This is a genomic window from Ketobacter alkanivorans (genome assembly GCF_002863865.1).
In the GTDB taxonomy this organism is placed as follows: Bacteria; Pseudomonadota; Gammaproteobacteria; order Pseudomonadales; family Ketobacteraceae; genus Ketobacter; species Ketobacter alkanivorans.
The window spans coordinates 2,891,126-2,913,305 of record NZ_CP022684.1 but is presented as its reverse complement, the minus strand read 5'-3'; the positions used below and the strand labels follow the sequence as shown (position 1 = coordinate 2,913,305).

The 22,180-nt window shown below is 52.6% G+C and carries 18 protein-coding genes; 9 read left to right on the top strand and 9 right to left on the bottom strand.

What is annotated here, in order from left to right:
- Nucleotides 1–10: 10 nt before the first annotated feature.
- The 3 genes from Kalk_RS12455 to Kalk_RS12445 all read left to right on the top strand — a co-directional run bounded on the left by Kalk_RS12455 (nt 11) and on the right by Kalk_RS12445 (nt 2,718).
- Nucleotides 11–1,444, top strand: coding sequence for an aldehyde dehydrogenase family protein (locus Kalk_RS12455; RefSeq protein WP_101894564.1), 1,434 nt, complete (start codon nt 11–13; stop codon nt 1,442–1,444).
- A 105-nt stretch (nt 1,445–1,549) separates the two neighbouring features.
- Nucleotides 1,550–2,158: an AHH domain-containing protein gene (locus tag Kalk_RS12450; protein WP_101894563.1), complete on the top strand. Its 609-nt coding sequence runs from the start codon at nt 1,550–1,552 to the stop codon at nt 2,156–2,158.
- Nucleotides 2,155–2,718: an imm11 family protein gene (locus Kalk_RS12445; RefSeq protein ID WP_101894562.1), complete on the top strand. Its 564-nt coding sequence runs from the start codon at nt 2,155–2,157 to the stop codon at nt 2,716–2,718. The genes Kalk_RS12450 and Kalk_RS12445 overlap by 4 nt, the downstream gene beginning before the upstream one ends.
- Here the strand turns inward: Kalk_RS12445 and Kalk_RS12440 are convergent.
- On the bottom strand, nt 2,708–4,849 hold the full coding sequence (locus tag Kalk_RS12440) for an ATP-binding protein (protein WP_158643469.1): 2,142 nt from the start codon (nt 4,847–4,849) through the stop codon (nt 2,708–2,710). The genes Kalk_RS12445 and Kalk_RS12440 overlap by 11 nt on opposite strands.
- Nucleotides 4,850–4,970: 121 nt before the next feature.
- Between Kalk_RS12440 and Kalk_RS12435 the strand changes: the two genes are divergently transcribed.
- On the top strand, nt 4,971–7,673 hold the full coding sequence (locus Kalk_RS12435; RefSeq protein WP_267892383.1) for a cation-translocating P-type ATPase: 2,703 nt from the start codon (nt 4,971–4,973) through the stop codon (nt 7,671–7,673).
- Here Kalk_RS12435 and Kalk_RS12430 read toward each other — a convergent pair.
- Nucleotides 7,651–8,283, bottom strand: a complete 633-nt coding sequence (locus tag Kalk_RS12430) for a TetR family transcriptional regulator (protein ID WP_101894560.1) — start codon at nt 8,281–8,283, stop codon at nt 7,651–7,653. The genes Kalk_RS12435 and Kalk_RS12430 overlap by 23 nt on opposite strands.
- Nucleotides 8,284–8,524: 241 nt before the next feature.
- Here Kalk_RS12430 and Kalk_RS12425 point away from each other — a divergent pair, with 241 nt between their 5' ends.
- On the top strand, nt 8,525–9,571 hold the full coding sequence (locus Kalk_RS12425; protein WP_233716626.1) for an efflux RND transporter periplasmic adaptor subunit: 1,047 nt from the start codon (nt 8,525–8,527) through the stop codon (nt 9,569–9,571).
- Nucleotides 9,572–9,573: 2 nt separating this feature from the next.
- Nucleotides 9,574–12,717, top strand: a complete 3,144-nt coding sequence (locus Kalk_RS12420; RefSeq protein ID WP_101894558.1) for an efflux RND transporter permease subunit — start codon at nt 9,574–9,576, stop codon at nt 12,715–12,717.
- Here Kalk_RS12420 and Kalk_RS12415 read toward each other — a convergent pair.
- Entirely contained in the window at nt 12,689–14,893 is a 2,205-nt protein-coding gene (locus Kalk_RS12415) for a putative bifunctional diguanylate cyclase/phosphodiesterase (RefSeq protein ID WP_158643468.1), read from the bottom strand. The genes Kalk_RS12420 and Kalk_RS12415 overlap by 29 nt on opposite strands.
- Nucleotides 14,894–15,151: 258 nt before the next feature.
- Here Kalk_RS12415 and Kalk_RS12410 point away from each other — a divergent pair, with 258 nt between their 5' ends.
- A complete protein-coding gene (locus Kalk_RS12410; protein ID WP_101894556.1) occupies nt 15,152–15,703 on the top strand; it encodes a nuclear transport factor 2 family protein in 552 nt (183 codons plus the stop codon).
- Here Kalk_RS12410 and Kalk_RS12405 read toward each other — a convergent pair.
- A complete protein-coding gene (locus Kalk_RS12405) occupies nt 15,700–16,839 on the bottom strand; it encodes a CaiB/BaiF CoA transferase family protein (RefSeq protein ID WP_101894555.1) in 1,140 nt (379 codons plus the stop codon). The genes Kalk_RS12410 and Kalk_RS12405 overlap by 4 nt on opposite strands.
- 30 nt (nt 16,840–16,869) lie before the next feature.
- Nucleotides 16,870–17,907: an AraC family transcriptional regulator gene (locus tag Kalk_RS12400; protein WP_101894554.1), complete on the bottom strand. Its 1,038-nt coding sequence runs from the start codon at nt 17,905–17,907 to the stop codon at nt 16,870–16,872.
- 124 nt (nt 17,908–18,031) lie between these two features.
- Between Kalk_RS12400 and Kalk_RS12395 the strand changes: the two genes are divergently transcribed.
- A complete protein-coding gene (locus Kalk_RS12395) occupies nt 18,032–18,913 on the top strand; it encodes a metal-dependent hydrolase (protein WP_101894553.1) in 882 nt (293 codons plus the stop codon).
- A gap of 34 nt (nt 18,914–18,947) precedes the next feature.
- Here the strand turns inward: Kalk_RS12395 and Kalk_RS12390 are convergent, their stop codons facing one another.
- A complete protein-coding gene (locus Kalk_RS12390) occupies nt 18,948–19,496 on the bottom strand; it encodes a DUF4334 domain-containing protein (protein WP_101894552.1) in 549 nt (182 codons plus the stop codon).
- Between the two features lie 220 nt (nt 19,497–19,716).
- Between Kalk_RS12390 and Kalk_RS12385 the strand changes: the two genes are divergently transcribed.
- Nucleotides 19,717–20,370, top strand: a complete 654-nt coding sequence (locus tag Kalk_RS12385; protein ID WP_101894551.1) for an outer membrane beta-barrel protein — start codon at nt 19,717–19,719, stop codon at nt 20,368–20,370.
- A 2-nt stretch (nt 20,371–20,372) separates the two neighbouring features.
- On the opposite strand, the gene Kalk_RS12380 is transcribed toward Kalk_RS12385, so the two are convergent.
- The 3 genes from Kalk_RS12380 to Kalk_RS12370 all read right to left on the bottom strand — a co-directional run bounded on the left by Kalk_RS12380 (nt 20,373) and on the right by Kalk_RS12370 (nt 22,175).
- Nucleotides 20,373–21,203 carry a peroxiredoxin family protein gene (locus tag Kalk_RS12380; protein WP_101894550.1) on the bottom strand — a complete coding sequence of 277 codons (831 nt, stop codon included), beginning with the start codon at nt 21,201–21,203 and terminating at the stop codon, nt 20,373–20,375.
- A 64-nt stretch (nt 21,204–21,267) separates the two neighbouring features.
- On the bottom strand, nt 21,268–21,705 hold the full coding sequence (locus Kalk_RS12375; protein WP_101894549.1) for a YtoQ family protein: 438 nt from the start codon (nt 21,703–21,705) through the stop codon (nt 21,268–21,270).
- 83 nt (nt 21,706–21,788) lie between these two features.
- Nucleotides 21,789–22,175: a hypothetical protein gene (locus Kalk_RS12370; RefSeq protein WP_158643467.1), complete on the bottom strand. Its 387-nt coding sequence runs from the start codon at nt 22,173–22,175 to the stop codon at nt 21,789–21,791.
- Nucleotides 22,176–22,180: the final 5 nt, after the last annotated feature.

Here is a 22,180-nt window from a genome sequence, read left to right as displayed (position 1 = left end):
AGGTATCCCCATGCTGAAGAAAGAATATCCTTACTATCTGGCCAACGAGGCCATTTACGCCAATAAAGATCTCAAGGTGTACGACAAGTACAGCGGAGAGCTGGCCACCGAAGTGCCACTGGCCACCCCGGAGGTATTGGATCAAGCCATCAGCGCTGCGTGTGGTGCAGCCGATGCTATGGCCAAGATGCCCATGTTTGAGCGGCAAGCCGTACTGGAACATTGCGTGAGTCGGTTTCGCGAGCGCTTTGATGAATTGGCTTACGCTTTGTGCGTTGAAGCAGGCAAGCCCATCAACGATGCCAAAGGTGAAGTAACCCGCCTGATCGACACTTTCAAAATTGCCGCCGAAGAGACATCGCGCCAGTATGGTGAAACCATTCCGCTGGACATCAGCCCGCGCGCGAAAGGCTACAGTGGCATGACCAAACGGGTGCCCATCGGCCCCTGCGCCTTCATCAGCCCGTTCAATTTTCCATTAAACCTGGCAGCTCATAAAGTGGCACCTGCCATCGCCGCCGGTTGCCCCTTTGTATTGAAACCTGCCAGCCTGACGCCCATCGGCGCGCTCTTGATTGGTGAAATCCTGGCGGAAACCAGTCTGCCCAAAGGTGCATTTTCCATCCTGCCCTGTCGCCGTGACAGCGCCGACCTGCTCACTGAAGATGACCGCCTGAAACTCCTCAGCTTCACAGGGTCACCGGATGTGGGTTGGGCCCTAAAAGCCCGCGCTGGCAAAAAACCCGTGGTATTGGAGCTGGGAGGCAACGCCGCCTGTGTGGTGGATAAGGACTGGGACATCGATGATGCGGTTGCCCGCATTATTTTCGGCGCGTTCTATCAGTCTGGCCAAAGCTGCATCGGCGTGCAGCGAATCTACGTACACAGCAATGTATACGATGAGTTCAAGCAGAAGCTAGTAACCAAGACCAAAGCCCTGAAGAGTGGTGATCCAAAAGATCCGCAAACCTTCATCGGCCCCATGATCAGCGAAGGCGAAGCCTCTCGCTTGCACGGCTGGATCAACGATGCCGTTTCAGCCGGGGCGACTCTGCTGTGCGGCGGCGAACGCGAGGGCACCATGTTGCAGGCAACACTGCTGGAAAATGTGGACCCTTCGCAGGATGTCTGTGCCGAAGAGGCCTTTGGCCCAGTGGCCATACTAGCTCCCTTTGATGATTTCGATCAGGTGCTCAAAGACATCAACGGCAGCCGTTTCGGCTTACAGGCTGGCATCTTTACCAAAGACCTGTATCAGGCTCAAAAAGCCTGGGATGAGCTGGAAGTGGGCGGGGTGGTGATTGGTGATATCCCCTCTTGGCGGGTGGATCACATGCCCTATGGCGGAGTAAAAGACAGCGGCCTGGGGCGCGAGGGCATTCGCTGGGCCATGGAGGACATGACCGAACTGCGCCTGATGGTTATTCGCAATCCGTTCCAGTAATAACGGCATCAGGACGCTCGTTTTTTGTTAAATAGTCACTGTTCGGTTAAGTTTTGTCCGTGTAGGCTAGGGCCTATTCACTTTTGTATTTGAAGATGACATGCCATGAGCCTACCGGACCGGGATACTCCCTTTCACGAAAAGAACCTGCTGGATCGGGAAACGGACGCTTTCGTTAACAAAGAGGGCGAGATCACCGACAGCGACATTAATCGCCTGATCACTGCAGCCCAGGTTCAACAAGGCCTGGATCGGTATTTGGCCCAAGCATCCGAGATGAACAGTGGCGAGCTGCGCGCTGAGCAGCATGACTCCAGCCGACTGGGTGCCCATCTGGAGGCCGTTGGCAAAACCCGGCCTCACAGCTGTCATGCGCATGCCATCGTTGCTGGCAAACACCACAACGCGGTGGTTACACGGGCCATGATGGCACGCATGAAAATCCGTATCGATGACCCTGATAACGGTTGCTGGCTACCCAGTAACACGGCCGCAACCCCCCACCCGGCGTTCCCTAAAGCTGTGCCTCACTCACGCATTCATCGTTATAATTACTTCTTCTGGTTGCGCTTTCGTCTGATGAATATCCGTCAACCGAAGAACTTCCGACAGGATCTGCAATTAATCGGCCGCCATTTGCAGCAGGGCACGTTTCCTGAGTATGTCATGATGAAAAAAGAAGAAGGTCTTCCAGCGGGAGCCAACTGGTCATGATTTATAAGTTGCGTTTTGATCGATCACGATTTCTGAGCTTTGATATCAGCCCCGATGTACTGGAAGAAAGTTTCGGCACAGACTACTTTTCGCTACTGGAACAAGCCCAGTGGGAGACCTTCTGGCAGCCATTACCGGTTGAATTTTTTGACGACAGTGACAAACATAACGTTACCAAGCCACCCGATGTAACACTGTGGTTCACTGATCAGCTGGTGGTGAATCAAAGAGCCTATGAGGCCCTTAAAGACACCCTGAGCCCCTACGGTGAATGGCTACCTTTGCAGTGCGAAGGTGTTCCCTATTGGTTGTTACACATCACCCGATCTACCGGCATGGATGCCGTTGACTCATCCAGCGTGCGCACGGTTGAGGAAAGCGGTTATATTGATGTTAAAAAACTGCAATTCAATCCAGCCGCCGTAAAAGATCTACTGTTGTTCAAAAGTGAGTTCGACGACGGCAAAAATATTTTTTGCTCCGATGAATATCGCAAACTGATCGAAGCACACACTTTGCAAGGATTGGTATTCAGCGAAGATCTAGCATCTATTTTTTGATCGCTGCCAGTATCTTTTCTTGCAGGATCGACATTTCCACCGGCTTGGCAATATGATCATCCATACCGGCCGCCACGCAACTATCAATGTGTTCTTTCATGGCGTGGGCGGTCAGTGCGATGATCGGTTTACGCGGCCAACCCTGTTCCCGTTCTTGCTCTCGTATCCGTCGCGTGGCTTGCTCGCCATCCAACACAGGCATCTCGCAATCCATTAGCACTACATCGTATTGCGCATGCTTGGAAGCGTATTCAGCGCATGCCTGACGGCCGTTGTGGGCGATGGTATAGCGCGCACCCAATTTATCCAACATGCTTGCAATCACTTTCTGATTGATGTCGTTGTCTTCGGCCACCAATATTGAGCAATCGGCAAGCACTTGCTCTGTCTTGACATCACCTGGCGGCCTGTCACTTTCATCCGTTTTCCCCAGTGCCTGTGCCAGAATGTGAGTAAACTGAAATGCACATACAGGTTTATTAATAACCTTAAAGCCGTAGCGGGGGTATTCATCAGAAGTCAGCACCATGCACTCCAGAGATAACAATCCACAAGTTTCCTGCAAGCGCTCTATCAGCAAAGGATCAACATCGCTGTTGCTATCAAGATCAACCACCGCCATGGTAAATCCATCCGTATAACGGTATAACCGCTCTATTCCATCTACGATAGTACGCTCGGTGCTGACCTTTACCCCACTGAACTGCAAATGCCGTGTCAGCTCCATACCATAATGACTGGGACGCCCCACCAATAAGATCTTCACATTCTTAAGAGCAAGCAAATGTTTACTCTGCGGTTCTGGCAACGCGGCCTCGTAATGCATTGTGAAATTGAACGTAGAACCCTGTCGTGGTGCGCTGTCGACGCTGATTGTTCCGCCCATCAACTCAATCAATGATTTGGCAATACTCAAACCCAGCCCACTACCACCATACTCACGAGTGATGGAGCTGTCTGCCTGCTGAAACGGTTTAAACAGGGTTGCCTGTTGCGCCTGAGATATTCCGATACCGGTATCCAGTATTATAAATTCCAGCTCACCGCCATCCAGTGTGTCTTTTCCTTTCTCAACCTTTAACTCAATTCGCCCCACGCGTGTGAATTTGAAGGCGTTACCAATCAAATTCAGGATCACCTGACGCAAACGGGATGGATCAGCTTTGATTCTGGCCGGAATATTGGGATCGACACAAACCACAAACTCTATGCTGTTTTTGCCTGCTGTGGATTTGAATACCGTGGCCACTTCCGCACACAGGGAATAAAAGTTAAATTCAACTTTCTCGAGGGTGACTCGGTCTGCTTCAATTTTTGAATAGTCCAAAATATCGTTGATGACATTCAGTAGTGATTTTCCCGAATAGGAGATAACATCTACAAAATTTTTCTGTTCTTTATCCAGCCTGGTGGTATGCAGCATTTCCGCCATACCAATTATGCCATTCATGGGAGTACGAATTTCATGGCTCATGGTGGCAATGAATCGACTCTTGGCCTGATTTTCAAGATCCGCCTGTTGCACCCGGCGGGAGGATTCACGCTCGATGATTTTTGCACTTTTCCAGGTGCGATAGCGGTAGGTATTCATTAAAAAAATAAAGAACAAAACAATAACCGAAGCCACAATAATATCGTTCAGCGTATAACGTACGCGAGCCTGGGTAAGATCCACCTCCATTGCATAGGTCGCCCCAAAAAAACCTGCCAATCCCAATACTAAAATGCTGATGGACAAAGGTATGCGCAACGGCACCATAGGCAGCAGGCAAATCACTAAAACGAAACCGGACACATAGGTAGGATCAACTGAGGTGAGCCCGGTGATCACACCTGTTGCCGTCATGGCATAGCATGCCCACAGCGTCATCAAATACTGGTTGCGTTGTCGCAAATAAGGCACTCGCCGTAACAGCAGTACGGCAACACTGATCACCACCAGGCACCATCTCAGCCAAACGATAACAGGCTGTTCGGGATGCAAGACACGATCTACCGGGATGTACGGTAGCCAAGCCAGGGACATGGCGCAACTGAACACCAAGACCCAACCAGCGTGAAAATGCAGCTCTTCATCGAAGGTCGCCGCCAATGATTCACGCCCGATGCTGAATCGCGCAGCATTTATCATTTTACTGATCCAGTCCATTGTGTTGCACATCCAAGATTGACATGATTGCAGAGCTTCAGGTTGCAGCTTCTTTGATAAGCGTAGCGCCTGCAACCCATAATGGTTAATTGGATTGTACATCGTGATATTTCATTCGAACACTTTGACTGCGGTTATGAACAGCCTTTCCTCGACCCAACATGGGCTCACAGCAGAGGAGGCCCAGCAACGTCTCATCCAGTTCGGCGCCAACCAGCTGCCTGAAGCACCCACCCGCCCCGCTCTGCTGCGCTTTGCCGCCCAGTTTAACAACGTGCTTATCTATGTACTGCTGGCCAGTGGCGGTATTTCCCTGCTGATGCAGCACGTCATAGACGCTACGGTGATATTCGGCGTCGTACTTATCAATGCCATCATTGGCTTTGTTCAGGAAGGAAAGGCTGAAGCCGCGCTGCGTGCGATTCACAACATGGTGCGCACCGAATGCAAGGTGTGGCGGGATCATCGGGTTGAAACACTGGACAGTGAGATGCTGGTTCCAGGGGATGTGATCCTGCTGCAGTCCGGTGATCGGGTGCCCGCAGACCTTCGTTTGTTTCAGGTCAAGGATCTGCGCTGCGATGAGTCTGCCCTCACCGGTGAATCCCAACCGGTCACCAAGTCCAATGGTGAACTGGCAGAGGCAACCCCTCTGGCAGAGCGCAGCAACATGGCCTATACCGGCACTCTGGTTACCTACGGCACGGCGCTTGGCCTGGTGGTCAACACTGGAGTCCGCACTGAGCTGGGCAATATTGGCACACTGGTTCAGCAGGCTGAAGTACCCAAAACACCCCTGACCCGGCGTCTGGAGCAGTTCGCTCGACAGCTCACCTACATCATCATTGCACTGTCTGGCGCCATGGTTCTGTTTGGAATCTTTGCCCGCCAGTACGACCTGTTCGCCATGTTCCAGGCAGCCGTGGGCATCGCGGTGGCGGCGGTGCCGGAAGGCCTGCCTGCTGTGGTTACCATTACCCTGGCCGTTGGCGTGCAAAAGATGGCCCGGCTGCATGCCCTGGTGCGCAAACTGCCTTCGGTAGAAGTGCTGGGTTCGGTATCGGTGATCTGCTCTGACAAAACCGGCACCCTCACCCGCAATGAAATGACCGCCACCCGGTTAGTGCTGGCAGATTGCAGCCTGAGCGTAAGCGGGGAAGGCTATGGCGATGTGGGTAACATTCTGGATGCTGCACAAAACAGCCTGAGAGCTGACGACGAGCAACGCTTGAGCCTGATAGCCCGGACGTCGCTATTGTGCAATACGGCCACGGTCATTCGCAAAGATGGACAATGGCAACTGAGCGGAGATCCCACCGAAGGCGCTTTGGTCAGCCTCGCCCTGAAAGCTGGACTAACAGAAGAACGCGCTGCGCAGGAATGGCCCCGTAACGACATGCTGCCCTTTGAGTCCGAGCGCCGCTACATGGCTACCTTGCATCACAATCATCAGGGTGAACATGAGATCCTGATCAAAGGTGGCCCCGATCGACTGCTGCCATTTTGCAGCCACCAGCTTGGCTGTAACGGCGTAGAGCCACTGGATGCCGACCACTGGAATCAATCCATAGAGGAATTGGCCAGCGTCGGCCTCAGGGTGATGGCTCTGGCCTACAAACCAAGCCCGCCAGTGGAGGAACTGACCTACGATATGGTGGAACAGGATCTGATTCTGGTGGCCGTAGTGGGCATTACTGATCCACCCAGAGCGGAAGCCATTGATGCCATCCGCCAATGCCAGCAGGCCGGTATTCGGGTGAAGATGATTACCGGGGACAACCCCCATACCGCCGCGGCCATCGCCCGCGTGCTGGGGTTGAGGACCAACCGCGTGCTGACCGGAGCGGATCTGGATAAGACCGACCTGGATACACTGCCGCAGCAGGTACAGGCATGCGACGTTTTCGCCCGCACCAGCCCTGAACACAAACTGCGCATCGTGGAGGCGTTACAACAGCAACAGCATGTGGTGGCCATGACCGGCGATGGAGTTAACGACGCACCAGCCTTGCGCGCCGCAGATATTGGCATCGCCATGGGCCGTAAAGGCACCGACGCCGCCAAGGATGCCAGCGACATCGTGCTCACCGATGACAACTTCGCCACCATTGTGGCGGCGGTGCGGCAGGGGCGTACGGTATACGACAATATCCTCAAGGCGATCCTGTTTATTCTGCCCACCAGCCTGGCAGAGGCCAGCGTGATCTCGGTGGCCATTTTATTGGGGTTGATGCTGCCCATCACCCCTGCTCAGATTCTGTGGATAAACATGATCACCGCCATCACCCTGGCACTGGCCCTGAGTTTTGAACCCAGTGAGCCCCTCTCGATGAACAGACCACCCCGCCCGATCAAACAAGGCTTAATAACCGGCTTTGTGTTACGGCGATTACTCTTTGTCGGTGCGCTGGGCACTCTGATCGTGTTTGGACTGTTTTATCTGGCACTAGAACAAGGTGCATCCATCGAGAAAGCCCGCACCGTGGCCGTCAACACGCTGGTGTTTTTTGAAATTTTTTACCTGTTTAATTGCCGCACCCAAACGCCCCTTTGGCAGAACCCACGCCCCTTTGGTGGAATCGCTGTTTGGATTGCAGTGGTTACAGTGGTTGCACTGCAGATGCTGTTCAATTACTTGCCAGGCTTTCGGGATCTATTCCAGGCCAAAAGTCTGTCGCTACAAGAATGGTTATGGGTACTGGCAGGATCAGGCAGTGTACTGATGCTGGTTGAGCTGGAAAAATGGCTCACCCTGTACCGGCAGAAGCGCACTGAAACACAAACTAGTCGCGCAGGGCAGAACTGAGTAAAAGCATGTCGAAATAGCCATCCACCATACGCATACCATCCCGATACAGATCGAAGGAATGGGGCTCCAGCAGCCAATTACGCAGAATCCCTTTGGTGAACGCGAGATAGGCGTTCACCGCCAGGCTCACATTGGTATCGGCAGGCAGCTGACCCAGGCGGATGGCGTTGGCGAAAACCTGCTCAAAGCGCTCGCGGAACAGCTTACGCACCCGCGCGTCACGATCCATGATGGGGCCTAGCTGCTCGACGAATTCGCACTTGTTGAACAAAATATCAAACACGCGATGGTGGTGGATATCAGTGGACACCTTTATAAACAAGTAATCCAGGGTCTTGCGCAACTCACCCAACGGATCACTGACATTTGCATCTGCGTTGGCTGCCGTCATCCCCTCCAGCGGCAGCCGCACGCGATCACACATCGCATCAAATAAGTCCGCCTTATTTTTGAAATGCCAGTAAATCGCGCCCCGTGTCATCCCGGCAGCACAGGCAATATCTGCCAAGGTGGTGCCAGACACACCCTTTTCGTTGAACACCTGCTCTGCCGTATCCAACAGCATATTGCGGGTTTCCAGCGCTTCTTCTTTGGTTTTTTTCACCATGATTTGTTTACTTTTGTCTATACTCTATTCTAATTATACATACACGAATGTATGATTAAAGCGTAATTCAATCGAATACGCCAGCCAAGATCTTACACTTTTCAATAAATAACCGAGGTTTATCAAGATGTTACCCTCCAAATCAAGCCAATGCGTGGGCATAATTATCGCTGCCACCCTTTTCCTCTGGGGCTGCAACGAATCCGATTCACCCGCCACCTCCGCAACGGGAGGCATGCAAATGCCACCACCGGAAGTGCTTGTAGAGGTGGTAAAACCTCGCCATCTGGTGGTGAAAACCACGCTGCCCGGCCGTGTTCAAGCCTTACGCACGGCAGAAGTTCGTGCCCGGGTGGAAGGCATCATTCAAGAGCGACTGTTTACCGAAGGCAGCGAAGTGGAGGCTAAACAGCTTCTGTTCCAGATCGACCCCGCCACCCTGCAGGCCGATCTGGATGCCGCCGAGGCCCAACTGGCCCGCGCCGAAGCGGATCTGACTCAAGCCACCCTGAAGCAAAAACGCTTTGCTAACCTGCTCAACAAAAAAGCCGTGAGCCAGCAACAATACGATGAAGCCTTCGCCATCGCCAAACAGGCCGAAGCGGACGTGGCTTCTGCCAAGGCCGCCGTCGCCCGCGCCAGCATTGACCTGCAATACGCCAGCGTGCGTGCGCCCATTACTGGCCGCATCGGGCGCGCACTGGTAACCGAAGGAGCCTTGGTGGGCAAGAGTGAGGCCACTCACCTGGCCACCATTGAGCAACTGGATCCACTGTATGTGAATTTTACTCAGTCCAGCAACGCATTGCTGCGTTTACGCCAGGGAAATGCCGGCCGTGATCTGGCGGTGCAGGATCCCAAGGTCTCCGTACTGCTGGAGGACGGAAGCAGCTACCCGCACCCTGGCAAGCTGCTGTTCTCCGAAATGACCGTTGATCCGGGTACCGGCGAAATCCTGCTGCGAGCACAACTGCCCAATCCCGATCGCTTGTTATTGCCCGGTATGTTCGTGCGGGTCAGCCTGGATCAGGCAGAATATAAGCAAGCACTCACTGTCTCGCAGAAGGCTTTGATACGCAGCAATCAGGGCGATATGGTCATGTCCGTACTGGCAGACGGCAAGGTAGTGCCCCTGCCGGTGAAAACCGATCGCGCCCAAGGGGATCGTTGGATCATCCGCAGCGGGCTGCAGGGTGGCGAACAGATCATCATCGAAGGCCTGCAAAAAGCCAAACCCGGCGCGACGGTGAAAGCCATCGTAGCAGACACCGATGCAGAAGGTGAATAATCATGGCTCGCTTCTTTATTGATCGGCCTATTTTCGCCTGCGTTATCGCACTGATCATTCTGCTGGGTGGCACCCTGACGGTGATGGACATGCCGGTGGCACAGTACCCCAATATCGCGCCGCCTTCGGTGCGGGTTACCGCCACTTACCCCGGTGCCTCTGCCCAGATTCTGGAAGAAACCGTCACCTCGGTGGTGGAGCAAGAGATGAATGGCATTGAGGGGCTGCTTTCCATCAGCTCCGACAGTAGCTCCAATGGCAGCGCCAACATCACCATCGCTTTTCAACCGGGCACTGATTTCGACATCGCCCAGGTGGAGGTTAACAACCGTGTAAAACGGGTAGAGGCACGCCTGCCAGAAACCGTGCGCCGTCAGGGCCTGCGCGTAGACAAAGCCACCCGCAATTTCATGATGATCCTCACCATCAGCTCCAGCGATGGCAGCATGGATTCCATCGCACTGGGCAACTACGCCAATACCTTTCTGCTGGACGAAATCCGCCGCGTCAAAGGGGTGGGCGAGGCGCAGGTCTTTGGCACCGAGTACGCCATGCGTATTTGGCTTGATCCCATCCGCCTCACGGCTTTTTCACTCACACCCACCGATGTGGTGAGTGCAATTCAATCGCAAAACGTGCAAGTGGCTGCCGGTGAATTGGGCGGCCTGCCCGCCAATGTAGGGCAAATGCTCAATGCCACCGTGGTGACTGACAGTCGCCTCAACACCGTGGAAGAGTTCGAACAAGTGCTGCTGAAAGTAAACCCCAACGGCTCCAGCGTACTGCTGAGGGATGTAGCACGGGTTGAGCTGGGTGGTGAAAGTTATGCATCAACCGCCTACGTCAATGGTCAACCTGCAGCTGCCCTTGCCATCAAACTTTCACCCACCGGCAACGCAGTGGAAACCTCCGCCCTGATAAAAGAACGCATGGCGCAGATGGCGCCGTTCTTTCCTGTGGGTATGAAGTGGGATATCCCCTACGATACCACCGACTTCGTGCGCATCTCCATTATGGAAGTGGTGCAGACCCTGTTCGAGGCAGTCGTCCTGGTGTTCCTGGTCATGTTTCTGTTTCTGCAGAACTGGCGCGCCACACTCATCCCCACCCTGGTGGTGCCGGTGGCGGTGATGGGGGCTTTTATCGGCATGGGCCTGTTTGGATTCTCCATCAACGTGTTGACCTTGTTCGGCTTGGTGCTGGCCATCGGCATTCTGGTGGATGATGCCATCGTAGTGGTAGAAAACGTGGAACGCATCATGCGCGAAGAAGGGCTAGGCCCTCGACAAGCCACCGTAAAAGCCATGAGCCAGATCACCGGTGCCATCGTCGGCATCACGCTGGTTCTGGTGGCAGTATTCGTGCCCATGGCATTTTTCAGCGGCTCGGTAGGCGCCATCTACCGTCAATTCTCACTGGCATTGATCACCTCCATTTTATTCTCTGCCTTTCTTGCCCTGAGCCTGACCCCAGCCTTGTGCGCCACGCTCCTAAAAGGTGGTCACGCGACCCACTCCAAAGGCTTCTTCGGCTGGTTCAATCGGGTGTTTGATCGCACCACAGCAGGTTACGAAAAAGGCGTGGGGTATCTGCTGAAACGCAGCGTTCGCGTACTGCTGGTGTACGCCATTCTGGTTGGTGGCGTAACCTTTTTTGCTTTGCGACTGCCCACTTCGTTCCTTCCCCAGGAGGATCAGGGCTACTTCATCACCATTGTACAACTGCCTGCCGGGGCCACCCAGGAACGCACCACCAAAGTACTGCGCTCCATGGAAAACTACTTCCTTCAGAATGAACCCAATGTGGAAAAAATAGTGTCCGTAGCGGGCTTCAGTTTTTTCGGCAGTGGCCAGAACGCCGGAATCGCCTTTGTGCGACTGAAAGACTGGGATCAGCGCAAGCACCCCGATCAACATGTTGATGCCGTCATCGGTCGTGCCTGGAATCAGCTTTCCAGTGTAAGGGACGCCATCATATTTCCCTTGAACCCTCCATCCATTCCAGAACTGGGTACCGCCACCGGCTTTGAATTCCAACTTAAGGATATTGGCGGCCAGGGCCACGAAGCACTGACACAGGCTCGCAATTTGCTTTTGGGCATGGCCATGCAAAACCCAAAACTGCAAGGCCTGCGGCCGGAAGGCATGGAAGACACACCACAACTGAAAGTGGACATAGATCGGGAAAAAGCACGCGCCCTGGGCATCGACATCAGCGATATCAATACCACCCTGGGCATCGCGCTGGGTTCGAGCTATGTGAACGACTTTATGAATCAGGGGCAAGTCCAAAAAGTCATACTGCAGGCAGACGCTCCATCGCGCATGCTGCCCGAAGACATTCTGCAATTGCGTGTGCGAAATCAATCAAGTGAAATGGTGCCCTTCTCCGCATTTGCAGATCTGGAATGGACCATGGGCTCACCGCGACTGACCCGTTACAACGGCGTGCCTTCCATGAAAATCGGCGGGCAGGCCGCACCAGGAATCAGCTCTGGCGAAGCTATGATGGAAATGGAAAAACTGGCTTCACAGCTGCCCCCCGGATTCAGCTACGAATGGTCCGGCGTTTCCTACGAGGAAATATTATCCGAAGCCCAGGCACCGGCCCTGTTCCTGTTATCGCTGCTGGTGGTATACCTGTGCCTGGCAGCACTGTATGAAAGTTGGAGCATCCCCGTCGCGGTGGTACTGGCAGTTCCGTTGGGCGTACTGGGATCTCTGGCGGCAGTCTACCTGCGCGGCATGCCGAACGACGTATTCTTCAAAGTAGGATTGATCACCATCATTGGTCTGGCGGCCAAAAACGCCATACTGATTGTGGAGTTTGCCAAAGATGAAGAAGAAAAAGGCGTCAATCTGTTGCAAGCCACCATCAATGCCTGTCGCATGCGGTTGCGCCCAATTCTGATGACCTCATTGGCCTTCACGTTCGGAGTATTGCCACTGGCTATTAGCAGTGGTGCCGGCGGAGCCAGCCGTCAAGCCATCGGCACGGGGGTAATTGGAGGCATGATCGCTGCAACGTTGCTGGCTGTACTCTTTGTTCCTGTGTTCTACCAATTCGTGCGACGCTGGCTAACACGGCAATCAACTCCATCAGAGCCAACCACCACGGCTATGACGCCGCTACAGCATCACGAATAAAGTCTTTGAACTCAGACTGGGGCATAGGCTTGGCCAGGTAAAAACCCTGAATATAATCACACCCCATATCCCGCAGCAGTTCCAACTGTTGCGGGGTTTCCACCCCTTCTGCAACCACCGCTATACCCAACGCTTGCGCCAATTGAATAATAACCCTTACCAAAACATCCGCCTGCTCGGACTTGCCTAATTCCCAAATAAAACTGCGATCAATCTTAAGGGTCTCTGCAGGATAACTGCGCAGATAATTTATCGCCGAATAACCTGTGCCGAAATCATCAATGGAGAATAAAAATCCATGCTCCTTTAGCAGCTGAAAATTGTCGCTTTTAGTACGATTATCAGACATCAAAAGAGATTCCGTGATCTCCAGCGTAATGTCGTGCGTCGGTATATCGCGCTTTTCCTGTAGATTCATAAAGTGCTGGGTATGACGCAAAGAACTGAACTCCTGCGCAGACCGGTTAATGGAAAACCTCATCGGTAAACCCGCAGCCTGCATAATTTGATAGCAGTTAAACACCTCATCTGCGAGCCAGGCACCCAACTCAATAATCAAACCAGACTGCTCTGCAACAGGAATAAAATCGGCCGGAGACACCATGTCTTTACCGCCCCTGCGCCAACGCATTAGCGCCTCACAACGGGTGTAAGCGCCCTGACGCAGGTCATAAATGGGCTGATAATAAACTTCGAATTCATCCTTCTGTAACCCGGCCTTTATTGCCGAGGTCAGCTCGATATACAGGTCTGCCTCGTTGCGCATAGATGCATTGAAAAAATACAGCGTATTACGTCCCGAGCGCTTGCTTTCAAACTTGGCTCGATCAGCGTGGCGAATCAGCGTTTCACCATCCCGCCCATCCTCAGGATACACTGCCACACCAATGCTGCTGGTTATAGTAATATCCAGGCCACCGATATTCACCGGTTGATTAATAGCCGCCATTAATTCTTCAGCTCGACGTTCAATTTCAACCGTCGAGGTCACACCACGAAATACAGCCGTGAATTCATCGCTTCCCATCCGGCTCAGCAGATCACCTCGTTGCATGCAGCTATTCATGCGATCTGCCATGGTTACCAATAACTCATCGCCACGAGCATGACCCAAGCCGTCATTCACTTCCTTGAAATGATCAAGATCGATAAACAGTAGAGTGAACCCGCAACCGTCTCGCTCACACACTGTCACCTGCTCAGCAAGATCGCGCTCGAATTGATAGCGGCTGGTTATCCGGGTCAGTGGATCAATAGCGGAAAGTGATTCAAGGTGGCGCATATGGGCCAGACGCATCGTGACTGAACGCCGCAAAGAATAGGCTGCCGCGCCACCCAACACCGCAAACAACAAGGCTATGACGCCGTAAATAAGATAGATAGCCAACGGAGCATTCCAACCGTTTATCGGCCGAATCGCCATTTGCCAACTACCACCCGGCACCTCGATGTTTAGTGTCTTTACATCCTGCTGGAACAGATCAGCGTCGCCAAAAAATACCGCTCCGGATTCACCCAGACCATCAGCACCGCGCAATGCCAGCTGATAGTGCGATTGCGCGTCTATCAACCCAACATCAGCAAACAACTCATCCGCCCTGATCACCAGCGCTATCAAACCCCAAGGCTCATCTTGCGCTAAATAAACAGGAAACCTTGCGATCAGATGAGAACCACCCCCCTGAACCAGGCGCAATGGCCCGGCCAGTACCATTTCATTGGTTTCCATGGCTTGCAAGGCCGCTTTGCGTTGTTTTTCATGGGTACGATAATCCAAGCCGATGGCAGCCTCGTTACCCGGCAATGGATAGACTGCTTGCACCACCAGATCCGGGGCCAGCGCAACATGGCGGATATTGAGATCAGGATCAATCAGGCGTTCAGCCAATACATTCAGCCCCACCTGATTTAAATCACCCAACACGGCGATCTGCGCCTCAAAGCCGATCCCCACTGCCAAATTGGCTTGCAGGCGTCCTTCCAGTTTGGTTGCCAGAGCATCCATTAACTGCTCCGCCTCTGCTGCAATATCACGCTGCTCGCCCTGAACAATGACCAGCACAAAGAGTAAGCTGGGAATAAGCACCACCAAGGCAGCCAGCAGCCCCACCTGAATAGGCGGCCGAATCCTCTCTCGTTTAGAGAACGGTCGTACTTGCTGCTGATGTCTATCCATGGCGCAGTGGCTGCAACACATTCATTACATTGTACTTATTACTATAGAGGCCCCAGCTGTATCGGCAAGCGATATTTACCCCTGCATAACTACCCAACACACCACAACCTGCTGATACACAAAGGTTTTGAATCAGATGTTCAATTCTTAAACCAGCTCTAGCGGAATGCGCCCGCCAAGACAACACCCAAACAGACGTGGAGGGCTTGCCGATTGGCCCCTAATCTGGCCACAGATCCATAATCTACGAGTCCCACCATGGCATTGACCTCACATCAAGAACAACAACTGCAAATATTGTTAGAGAAACAGGCCATTCAGGAGCTGATCCACGCCTACTGCAACGCCGCCGACCGCCGCGACCAAGACAAGATGCGCAGCCTCTATCACCCCGATGCCATCGACGACCACGGCGGCTTCTTTCAGGGCCTGGCGATGGAGTTCATTGATCGCCTGCCGGATATTCAGGCCCCCATGGAGATTCTGCATCACAACGTTACCACCGTGAACATAAAGCTCGATGGCGACTATGCCGAAGGCGAAGTATACGTGCTGGCGTTTCACAAAGTGAAAACCGACGGCGAGCCATTTGATCTATTAATTGGCGGTCGCTATTTCGATAAATATGAAAAGCGCGATGGGGTTTGGAAGTTTTCTCACCGCGCCGTAGTTGCCGACTGGGTTAATGTACATAACCCATCGATTGTTGATCTGAATAGCCCGATTGTAGAGGGATCACGGCTGGGCAAAGCCGGAACCGACGATCCCTCTTACGAGTTCTTCTCGTTGCTACGACGAGGCCAGCGTTAAAGCTGCGCTATCGCCCCCTGTTCTAACAGGTGATCGACTTCGGCATCACTGAACCCAAATGCCAGCAAGGTTTCACGAGTATGGGTACCTGGTGTGCGCATGGCTTCAGGCTTAGCACTTGGCGTTCGGGAAAAACGCGGCGTAGGTGCATGCTGTACAACACCTTCTACGTCAATAAAGCTAGCACGCGCTGTATTGTGAGGGTGTGATGGCGCTTCGTCCAAGCCCAGCACAGGGGCAAAACAAACATCGCTGCCTTCCATGATCTCACACCACTGGGCACGGGTTTTACGTTTAAAGATTGCCTCCAGTTGTTGTTTTTGTTGCGGCCACAGGCTTGGATTCATCTGCTCGCCAAACGCCTCAACATGCAAGCCCGCTTTCTCTTTCAACAATTCATAGAACTGCGGTTCAATTGAACCAATAGAGACATACCTGCCATCTTTGGTTTCGTACACATCATAAAAATGCGCGCCGGTATCCAGCATATGGGTGCCGCGGTTATCGCTGAATAAACCGTTTGCTTTCAGCCCATAGAACATGGCCATCAGGGCTGCCGATCCTTCATGCATAGAGCAATCAATGGTTTGCCCTTTGCCTGACTTTTGTGCTTCCAATAACGCACAGACAATGCCGAACGCCATCATCATCCCACCCCCACCGAAATCGCCAACCAGATTCAATGGCGGCATCGGCTTCTCACCGGCACGGCCCATGGCATGGAGCGCACCCGAGATGGAAATATAATTAATATCGTGACCTGCCGTTTTGGCCAGCGGCCCGGTTTGCCCCCAACCGGTCATGCGGCCATACACCAACTTGCCATTACGAGCCATACATTGCTCTGGCCCCACACCCAAACGCTCAGCCACGCCGGGGCGATAGCCTTCAAAAATTGCGTCTGCCTGCTCACAGAGTTTCAATACGGTCTCCACCCCCTGTCGGCTTTTCAAGTCCACCGCAATACTCTTACGATTGCGGAACAAAATATCATGGCCACCGGCGGCTGACGGATTACCGCCGGGCCGATCTACCCGAATCACCTCCGCCCCCATATCCGCTAACATCATGCCGCAAAATGGCCCAGGCCCTATGCCTGCCAATTCGATTATTTTAAAGCCCTGTAACGGTCCCATACTGCCTCCTCTGTCATGTCAAAAAAATCATCACCCCTGGCGAAACGCTCTGGGTGTTTTAGAAGTCCAACGCTTGAATGCGGTGGAAAAGTTACCCACATCCCGATACCCCAACTGATAGGCAATTTCCGATATATCCAGATCCGTTTCTTGCAGCATATGGGTGGCCCGCTGCCTGAGTTCTTGCTCCAGTAATTCACGAAAGCTGGTGCCATCTTCCTGCAGGCGTCGCTTTAAGGTGCGCGAAGAAAGATGAAAACGTCGAGCTACGTCTTCTTGTGTGGGCAACGATTTTCCCTGCGGGGAATTCTGCAAATGACGCACGATCTTATCGGCGAACGTTTCCTGCTCCGGAAACAACTCTTGATACTCCAGTTCACACTGTTGTCGTGCCAGCTCTGCAGCCGCCGGATCGGCCAACTGAGGTACCGCGTGGAACAATTCAATGGGCGCTCTCACGCAGCAGCGCGGGCAGTCATAACGCACCGGCACCGGCAATACCTCTCGATAACGCTGATAATAGGGTGGCTCAGGCCCGGTCATTTCCACTTGGGTTTGCTGTAAAGAACGGCCCAGTAATTGCTCTGACATCAGCGTCACACCTATCAGAATGGCCTCGGTCATAAACGTGCGGATAGGGGCATCCATTTCCAGCGTGGGATCCAATGACACCAGCATCTCACGCTCGCTGGTTTCAAACGCCGCTTTGAAAAAAGGTGCGCGCAGTGCAATGAAACTCGACATGGCCTGCAACGCAGCCCCAATAGTTGGGCTGGTCATCGCCACCAGGCCCACAGATCCATGCAGTGTCACCTTCAAAGCCTGGGCATAGGCCATACCCAAGCCCAAATCACCCGCCAGAGCCGTACCCCTTTGCGCAGCAATATGCCCCATTTTCATGGTGATGCGACTATCCGGCCGCAGCAATTCACCACGGGTCACACCCATATCGTGAATGATGGCCTGCTCATCCATACCAAGCTGCTTAATCACATCACACAGCAACAGTAAATAGATGCCTGGAATACCTTGAAACAGAACGGTTTTTTTATCGTGGCCTAAATTCAAAGTAGTTTGGCCCTCTCACAAAAGACAGTTTTCAGCAAATGGACGAGTATTAGACCATAGTATATTTCATACACGAATGTCATTTATTTTGAGTTTGGGCCAAACCCCATCTGAGGCAGTCATTATGTTGAAGCTTTTCCGTTCCACCAAGGCCAACAAAGCAACGCCCAAAGCCGTATCCATTATTCCCCAGCGCATGAACTTCAACTTCAATAATGTTCCCAAACATTGGTATGACAACGAGCCGGTACAAACCCACTTGCTGAACGCTTTGTCATTGACCTTTCCCGATGGCGAGCGCTTCTTCGTGGACTCGGTACGGGCTTTCCGCCATGTTGCCCAAAGCAAAAAACAACAAAAGGAAATCTCGGGCTTTATCGGCCAGGAGGCCATGCACTCGCTGGAGCACGACACGTTCAACAAAATGCTTGCCATGATGGGTTATCAAAAGGAGGCTGAAGGCGGCCAGGCCCTGGCTCAAAAGTTCATTGCCGGGGGGCGCAAAAGCCTGAGTGACGTAGAACAGCTGGCCACCACTGCAGCATTGGAGCACATCACGGCCATCATGGCTCAGTGGCTGCTTTCCAAGCACAATGTCATCGACAAGATCGACCCCTCTGTGCGTCAGCTGTGGCTGTGGCACGCCATTGAAGAAACCGAGCACAAGGCTGTGGCCTTTGATCTGCTGGATCAGGTTACTGACGGCGACTACCTAATGAGAGTAAAAGTGATGGCACCGGCCACTTGGTTCCTGCTGCTCTATACCTTCGGCTATACTGCCGCATTCCTGCGTAAAGACGGCCTATTAAATCAACCGCTTACCCTGGCAAAAGGCGTATGGCAACTGGCCAAACCCGGCGGCCTGTTCGCAACCGTTGTGCCTGCCTGGTTCCAATATTTTAAGCCCGGTTTCCACCCTTGGGATGATGATGACAGTTATTTGATCGAACAGTGGCGCGCCCTGTTGCAACAGCCACCCCAAGCACCGCAGGCCAAAGCCGCCTAAACCTGCCTGCTCATAGTCGCGCTGCTTCTTTTATTCAGGTCGTGGCGCGCTCCAGCACAAAAAAGAATGGTTTATAGCCTTTGGCTTTCAGATCCATTACCCCCAGCACCCGGTTTTCATCCACCTTACGAAACACATCGTTGATCGGCTTCTGATCGTAAACCATGGTGGCACTCACCTTGCCACGGTATTCCGTCATGCGCAGACGTGCTCTGGATTTGCCGGTTTTCAGAAAGTACGTTGCAATATTGAAGGTGAAGCGAGACAAACCACTGGTCGCCAGGCGAGTACGGCGGGCTGCACTCATGGGAAACCAAATAGGATTTAGGCGCACGGTGCTGCCATTTGTGCGTTTGAACACCAGTGGATGTACGTCTTCCGAACTCTCAAAGGTCTTTCCGTACCAATTATAGTTCTCCAGTAAACCATCCATTTTGTGCCCTGTAGGAAAGCCTTTGCCTCTCCAGCTCCCCAGCATAAAAGCCACGTTTACAGGTTCCAGCTCATCAAAATAAGCTAACGCCTGCTCAGTGCCCACCGCACCTGAACGCAACATCTCCTCGAATTTAGTCGCACAATTCATAACACACCGTTCCCACTACCCAGAAATAGCTCTGCCGCATAATAAACCGTACAGTATCAGAGCAGACCCCATAACACAGTGACCATTTCCGCCTCAGCATTGACATATTCTTATTCAAACAACACAGGGGCCAACCACCTCACTCAGGTATAACGCACCACCCGAACTTTCTGCTAACATCCGTGACATTCGTTTTACTATCAATCTACAGGGATGCAACATGCCTTTATCACGCCTGTTTCTTATGGTCATTTTCGTATTCGTATTTTCAGCAGATCTGGCTCAAGCCCAAAGCCGACGCCCCTATACGTCAGAATTTTCATTCCGTTTCAACTATGTTGAAGACGAGAACTACTCGGGCCCCAACGGTTCCTCATTGGAGGTGGATGATGATCTGGGGTTCGGTTTTGCGTATCTGTACAACAAGACAGGGAATTTCGCCATAGGTGGCAGTTTTGACTGGATAGGTATGAACTATACCTCTCACGCCAAAGCCATTGACCCATCCAATGATGATTTCTCCTACAGCAACCGGCTGTACACCTATAGCCTGAATTTTGATGCCGTATACTACCTGCTCAACAAACCATTTTCGCCTTTTGTGGCCGGCTCGCTGGGGTGGACTACTATCGACTCTAACATCGCCACCGGCCCCAGTTACGGCTGGTGCGACTGGTATTCGTGCTACGTCTACCAGCCCACTAAAGTGGAAAGCGGCTTCAGCTATAAACTGGGACTGGGGCTACGCTGGGATGTAAACCGTGATTTTGCAGTCAAGGGTACATACCAGTGGTCGGAAGTGGACGTTGATGTAGCAGGAGAAAATCCAAATTTCACCACCTGGCGGCTGGAACTGGTATCCCGCTTCTACTAGGATTACAGGCCTGCCGCCGCCAGAGCCTGCATAAATGTCGCGGGCTCTGGCCGCACTCGGTAATTGTCGGTCTGATCAACAAAAATAATATTGTGCTTCGCATCAGTAATAACAACCGTAGGCATAACTGTATCACTATCGTACCCCAGCACTTCCAATCCTGCGGGCAAACCGGCAACCGCTTCAATACCTAATTTCCTTGCCGCCGCCAAATCCCTATCCACCAAAAACTGCATGGGCACAGAGAACCTCTGGGCCAACGCCGCTGTATTATTGTGAGATTGCGGGCTGATCATTAACAAATTCACACCTTTTGCGGCTAATTCGTTGTACTGATCAGCCACTTCGCGAATCTGCGCCATACACAAAGGGCACCAATTTCCCCGATAAAACAACAGTAACAGCGGGCCCTTAAAATCCTGTGTACTGACACGCTGGCCATGCTCTGTTTCAAATACCAATTCGGGCAAAGTGTTACCACACTGCAACACCAAACTATCACGCGCTCCGTAGCGGGAATACCACAATACATACAGTAAAGCGCCGCCCAGCCCCACATCCAACACCCAGATCCAGGGCTCCACTAACGTCACCCCTGAAATCAGCATCGCTACCGACGCAATCAACGGAGCAGCCCACATCACCACAGAAGCATAACCGGTTCGCGCCACACGGAAACCAAACACCCAGCCAAAAAAGCCCAGCGCAGGTAACAATGCCAGCACAACCCAGCCCCAGGCAGGCTGTACCGATAACTGCCACAATGCACGCACCAACCCCACCACCAACAACGTGAGATATAACGAAATAAAAACAGACTTAACTCGATTCATCAGATTACTCCCCCTGGTTATCCTGTTAGATGCGTGAAGCAATCAGATGTTTCAATCTGCGATATCAACCCACCACGTAACGCAACACTTCCACTACCTGCTGTGGCGTCTGAGCCCACGCCATGGCGGCGGCATCCACTTCTTTGAGAGGGTGAATAATGGATTCATCATGCAGGGTAATGTAAGGCTTTCCCAAGGCTGCACAGTATCCCGCATCGAAAGCGGCATTCCACTGTTTATATTTATCCCCAAAACGAACCACTACGATGTCCGCTTTTTCAATCAGGTTCTTGGTGCGAATAGCATTTACTTTGGAAGACTGATGGTCACGCCAGAACCCGTTATCCTGGGCACCCAACACATCTCCCGCCGCATCACTGGCGTCGTGATCCGTTACCGCAGAAGTGAATTCAATGGCAAGATCCAAGGCCTTAGCTCCCAGAATAATCTGTTCGCGCCAGTCGGTATGAATTTCACCTGATAAGTACACTGTCCAGCTCATGGTCGGCATCCTCTTAATATTGGCCACATATTGATTTCGATCGCATTATACACAGCCAAAGGCGGCAATCAGAAACTGATCGCCTAATTTGATTCTGGTAAAGAACTCTCCTGGATTTGCATTATGAAATTAGGTTGAACATTTTCAATACCATCCAAAGCCTGTATACGGGTAGCCGCTGCATCCATATCCACCGTATCCGGAAAGGTCAACAGCACAAGGTTATGCTCTTGGGGCCCAATCCATTTCCAAACCGGCTTCAAATCAACCAGTGCCTGCTGCAATGCGGCAGGGTCAATCCCTGAGCCCAACTCCACTATCAGCTCATAGGGTACACTTACCGGTTGCTCAAGTGCCTGGGCAGAAATATCAGGCAGCACCTCCGCTTGCTCAAGTGGCTCTTCTTGCTTTAAACAGCCAACGGCAACGACCATAAATATCACCACTACGATCAGCTTATTGCTCTGCATGTGTT

What these genes read in the sequence shown, in the direction of transcription:
- Kalk_RS12455 (WP_101894564.1), top strand. Translation starts at nt 11, where the DNA reads ATGCTGAAGAAAGAATATCCTTACTATCTGGCCAACGAGGCCATTTAC.
- Kalk_RS12450 (WP_101894563.1), top strand. Translation starts at nt 1,550, where the DNA reads ATGAGCCTACCGGACCGGGATACTCCCTTTCACGAAAAGAACCTGCTG.
- Kalk_RS12445 (WP_101894562.1), top strand. Translation starts at nt 2,155, where the DNA reads ATGATTTATAAGTTGCGTTTTGATCGATCACGATTTCTGAGCTTTGAT.
- Kalk_RS12440 (WP_158643469.1), bottom strand. Translation starts at nt 4,849, where the DNA reads ATGATAAATGCTGCGCGATTCAGCATCGGGCGTGAATCATTGGCGGCG.
- Kalk_RS12430 (WP_101894560.1), bottom strand. Translation starts at nt 8,283, where the DNA reads ATGGTGAAAAAAACCAAAGAAGAAGCGCTGGAAACCCGCAATATGCTG.
- Kalk_RS12425 (WP_233716626.1), top strand. Translation starts at nt 8,525, where the DNA reads ATGCCACCACCGGAAGTGCTTGTAGAGGTGGTAAAACCTCGCCATCTG.
- Kalk_RS12420 (WP_101894558.1), top strand. Translation starts at nt 9,574, where the DNA reads ATGGCTCGCTTCTTTATTGATCGGCCTATTTTCGCCTGCGTTATCGCA.
- Kalk_RS12415 (WP_158643468.1), bottom strand. Translation starts at nt 14,893, where the DNA reads ATGGATAGACATCAGCAGCAAGTACGACCGTTCTCTAAACGAGAGAGG.
- Kalk_RS12410 (WP_101894556.1), top strand. Translation starts at nt 15,152, where the DNA reads ATGGCATTGACCTCACATCAAGAACAACAACTGCAAATATTGTTAGAG.
- Kalk_RS12405 (WP_101894555.1), bottom strand. Translation starts at nt 16,839, where the DNA reads ATGGGACCGTTACAGGGCTTTAAAATAATCGAATTGGCAGGCATAGGG.
- Kalk_RS12395 (WP_101894553.1), top strand. Translation starts at nt 18,032, where the DNA reads ATGTTGAAGCTTTTCCGTTCCACCAAGGCCAACAAAGCAACGCCCAAA.
- Kalk_RS12390 (WP_101894552.1), bottom strand. Translation starts at nt 19,496, where the DNA reads ATGAATTGTGCGACTAAATTCGAGGAGATGTTGCGTTCAGGTGCGGTG.
- Kalk_RS12385 (WP_101894551.1), top strand. Translation starts at nt 19,717, where the DNA reads ATGCCTTTATCACGCCTGTTTCTTATGGTCATTTTCGTATTCGTATTT.
- Kalk_RS12380 (WP_101894550.1), bottom strand. Translation starts at nt 21,203, where the DNA reads ATGAATCGAGTTAAGTCTGTTTTTATTTCGTTATATCTCACGTTGTTG.
- Kalk_RS12375 (WP_101894549.1), bottom strand. Translation starts at nt 21,705, where the DNA reads ATGAGCTGGACAGTGTACTTATCAGGTGAAATTCATACCGACTGGCGC.
- Kalk_RS12370 (WP_158643467.1), bottom strand. Translation starts at nt 22,175, where the DNA reads ATGCAGAGCAATAAGCTGATCGTAGTGGTGATATTTATGGTCGTTGCC.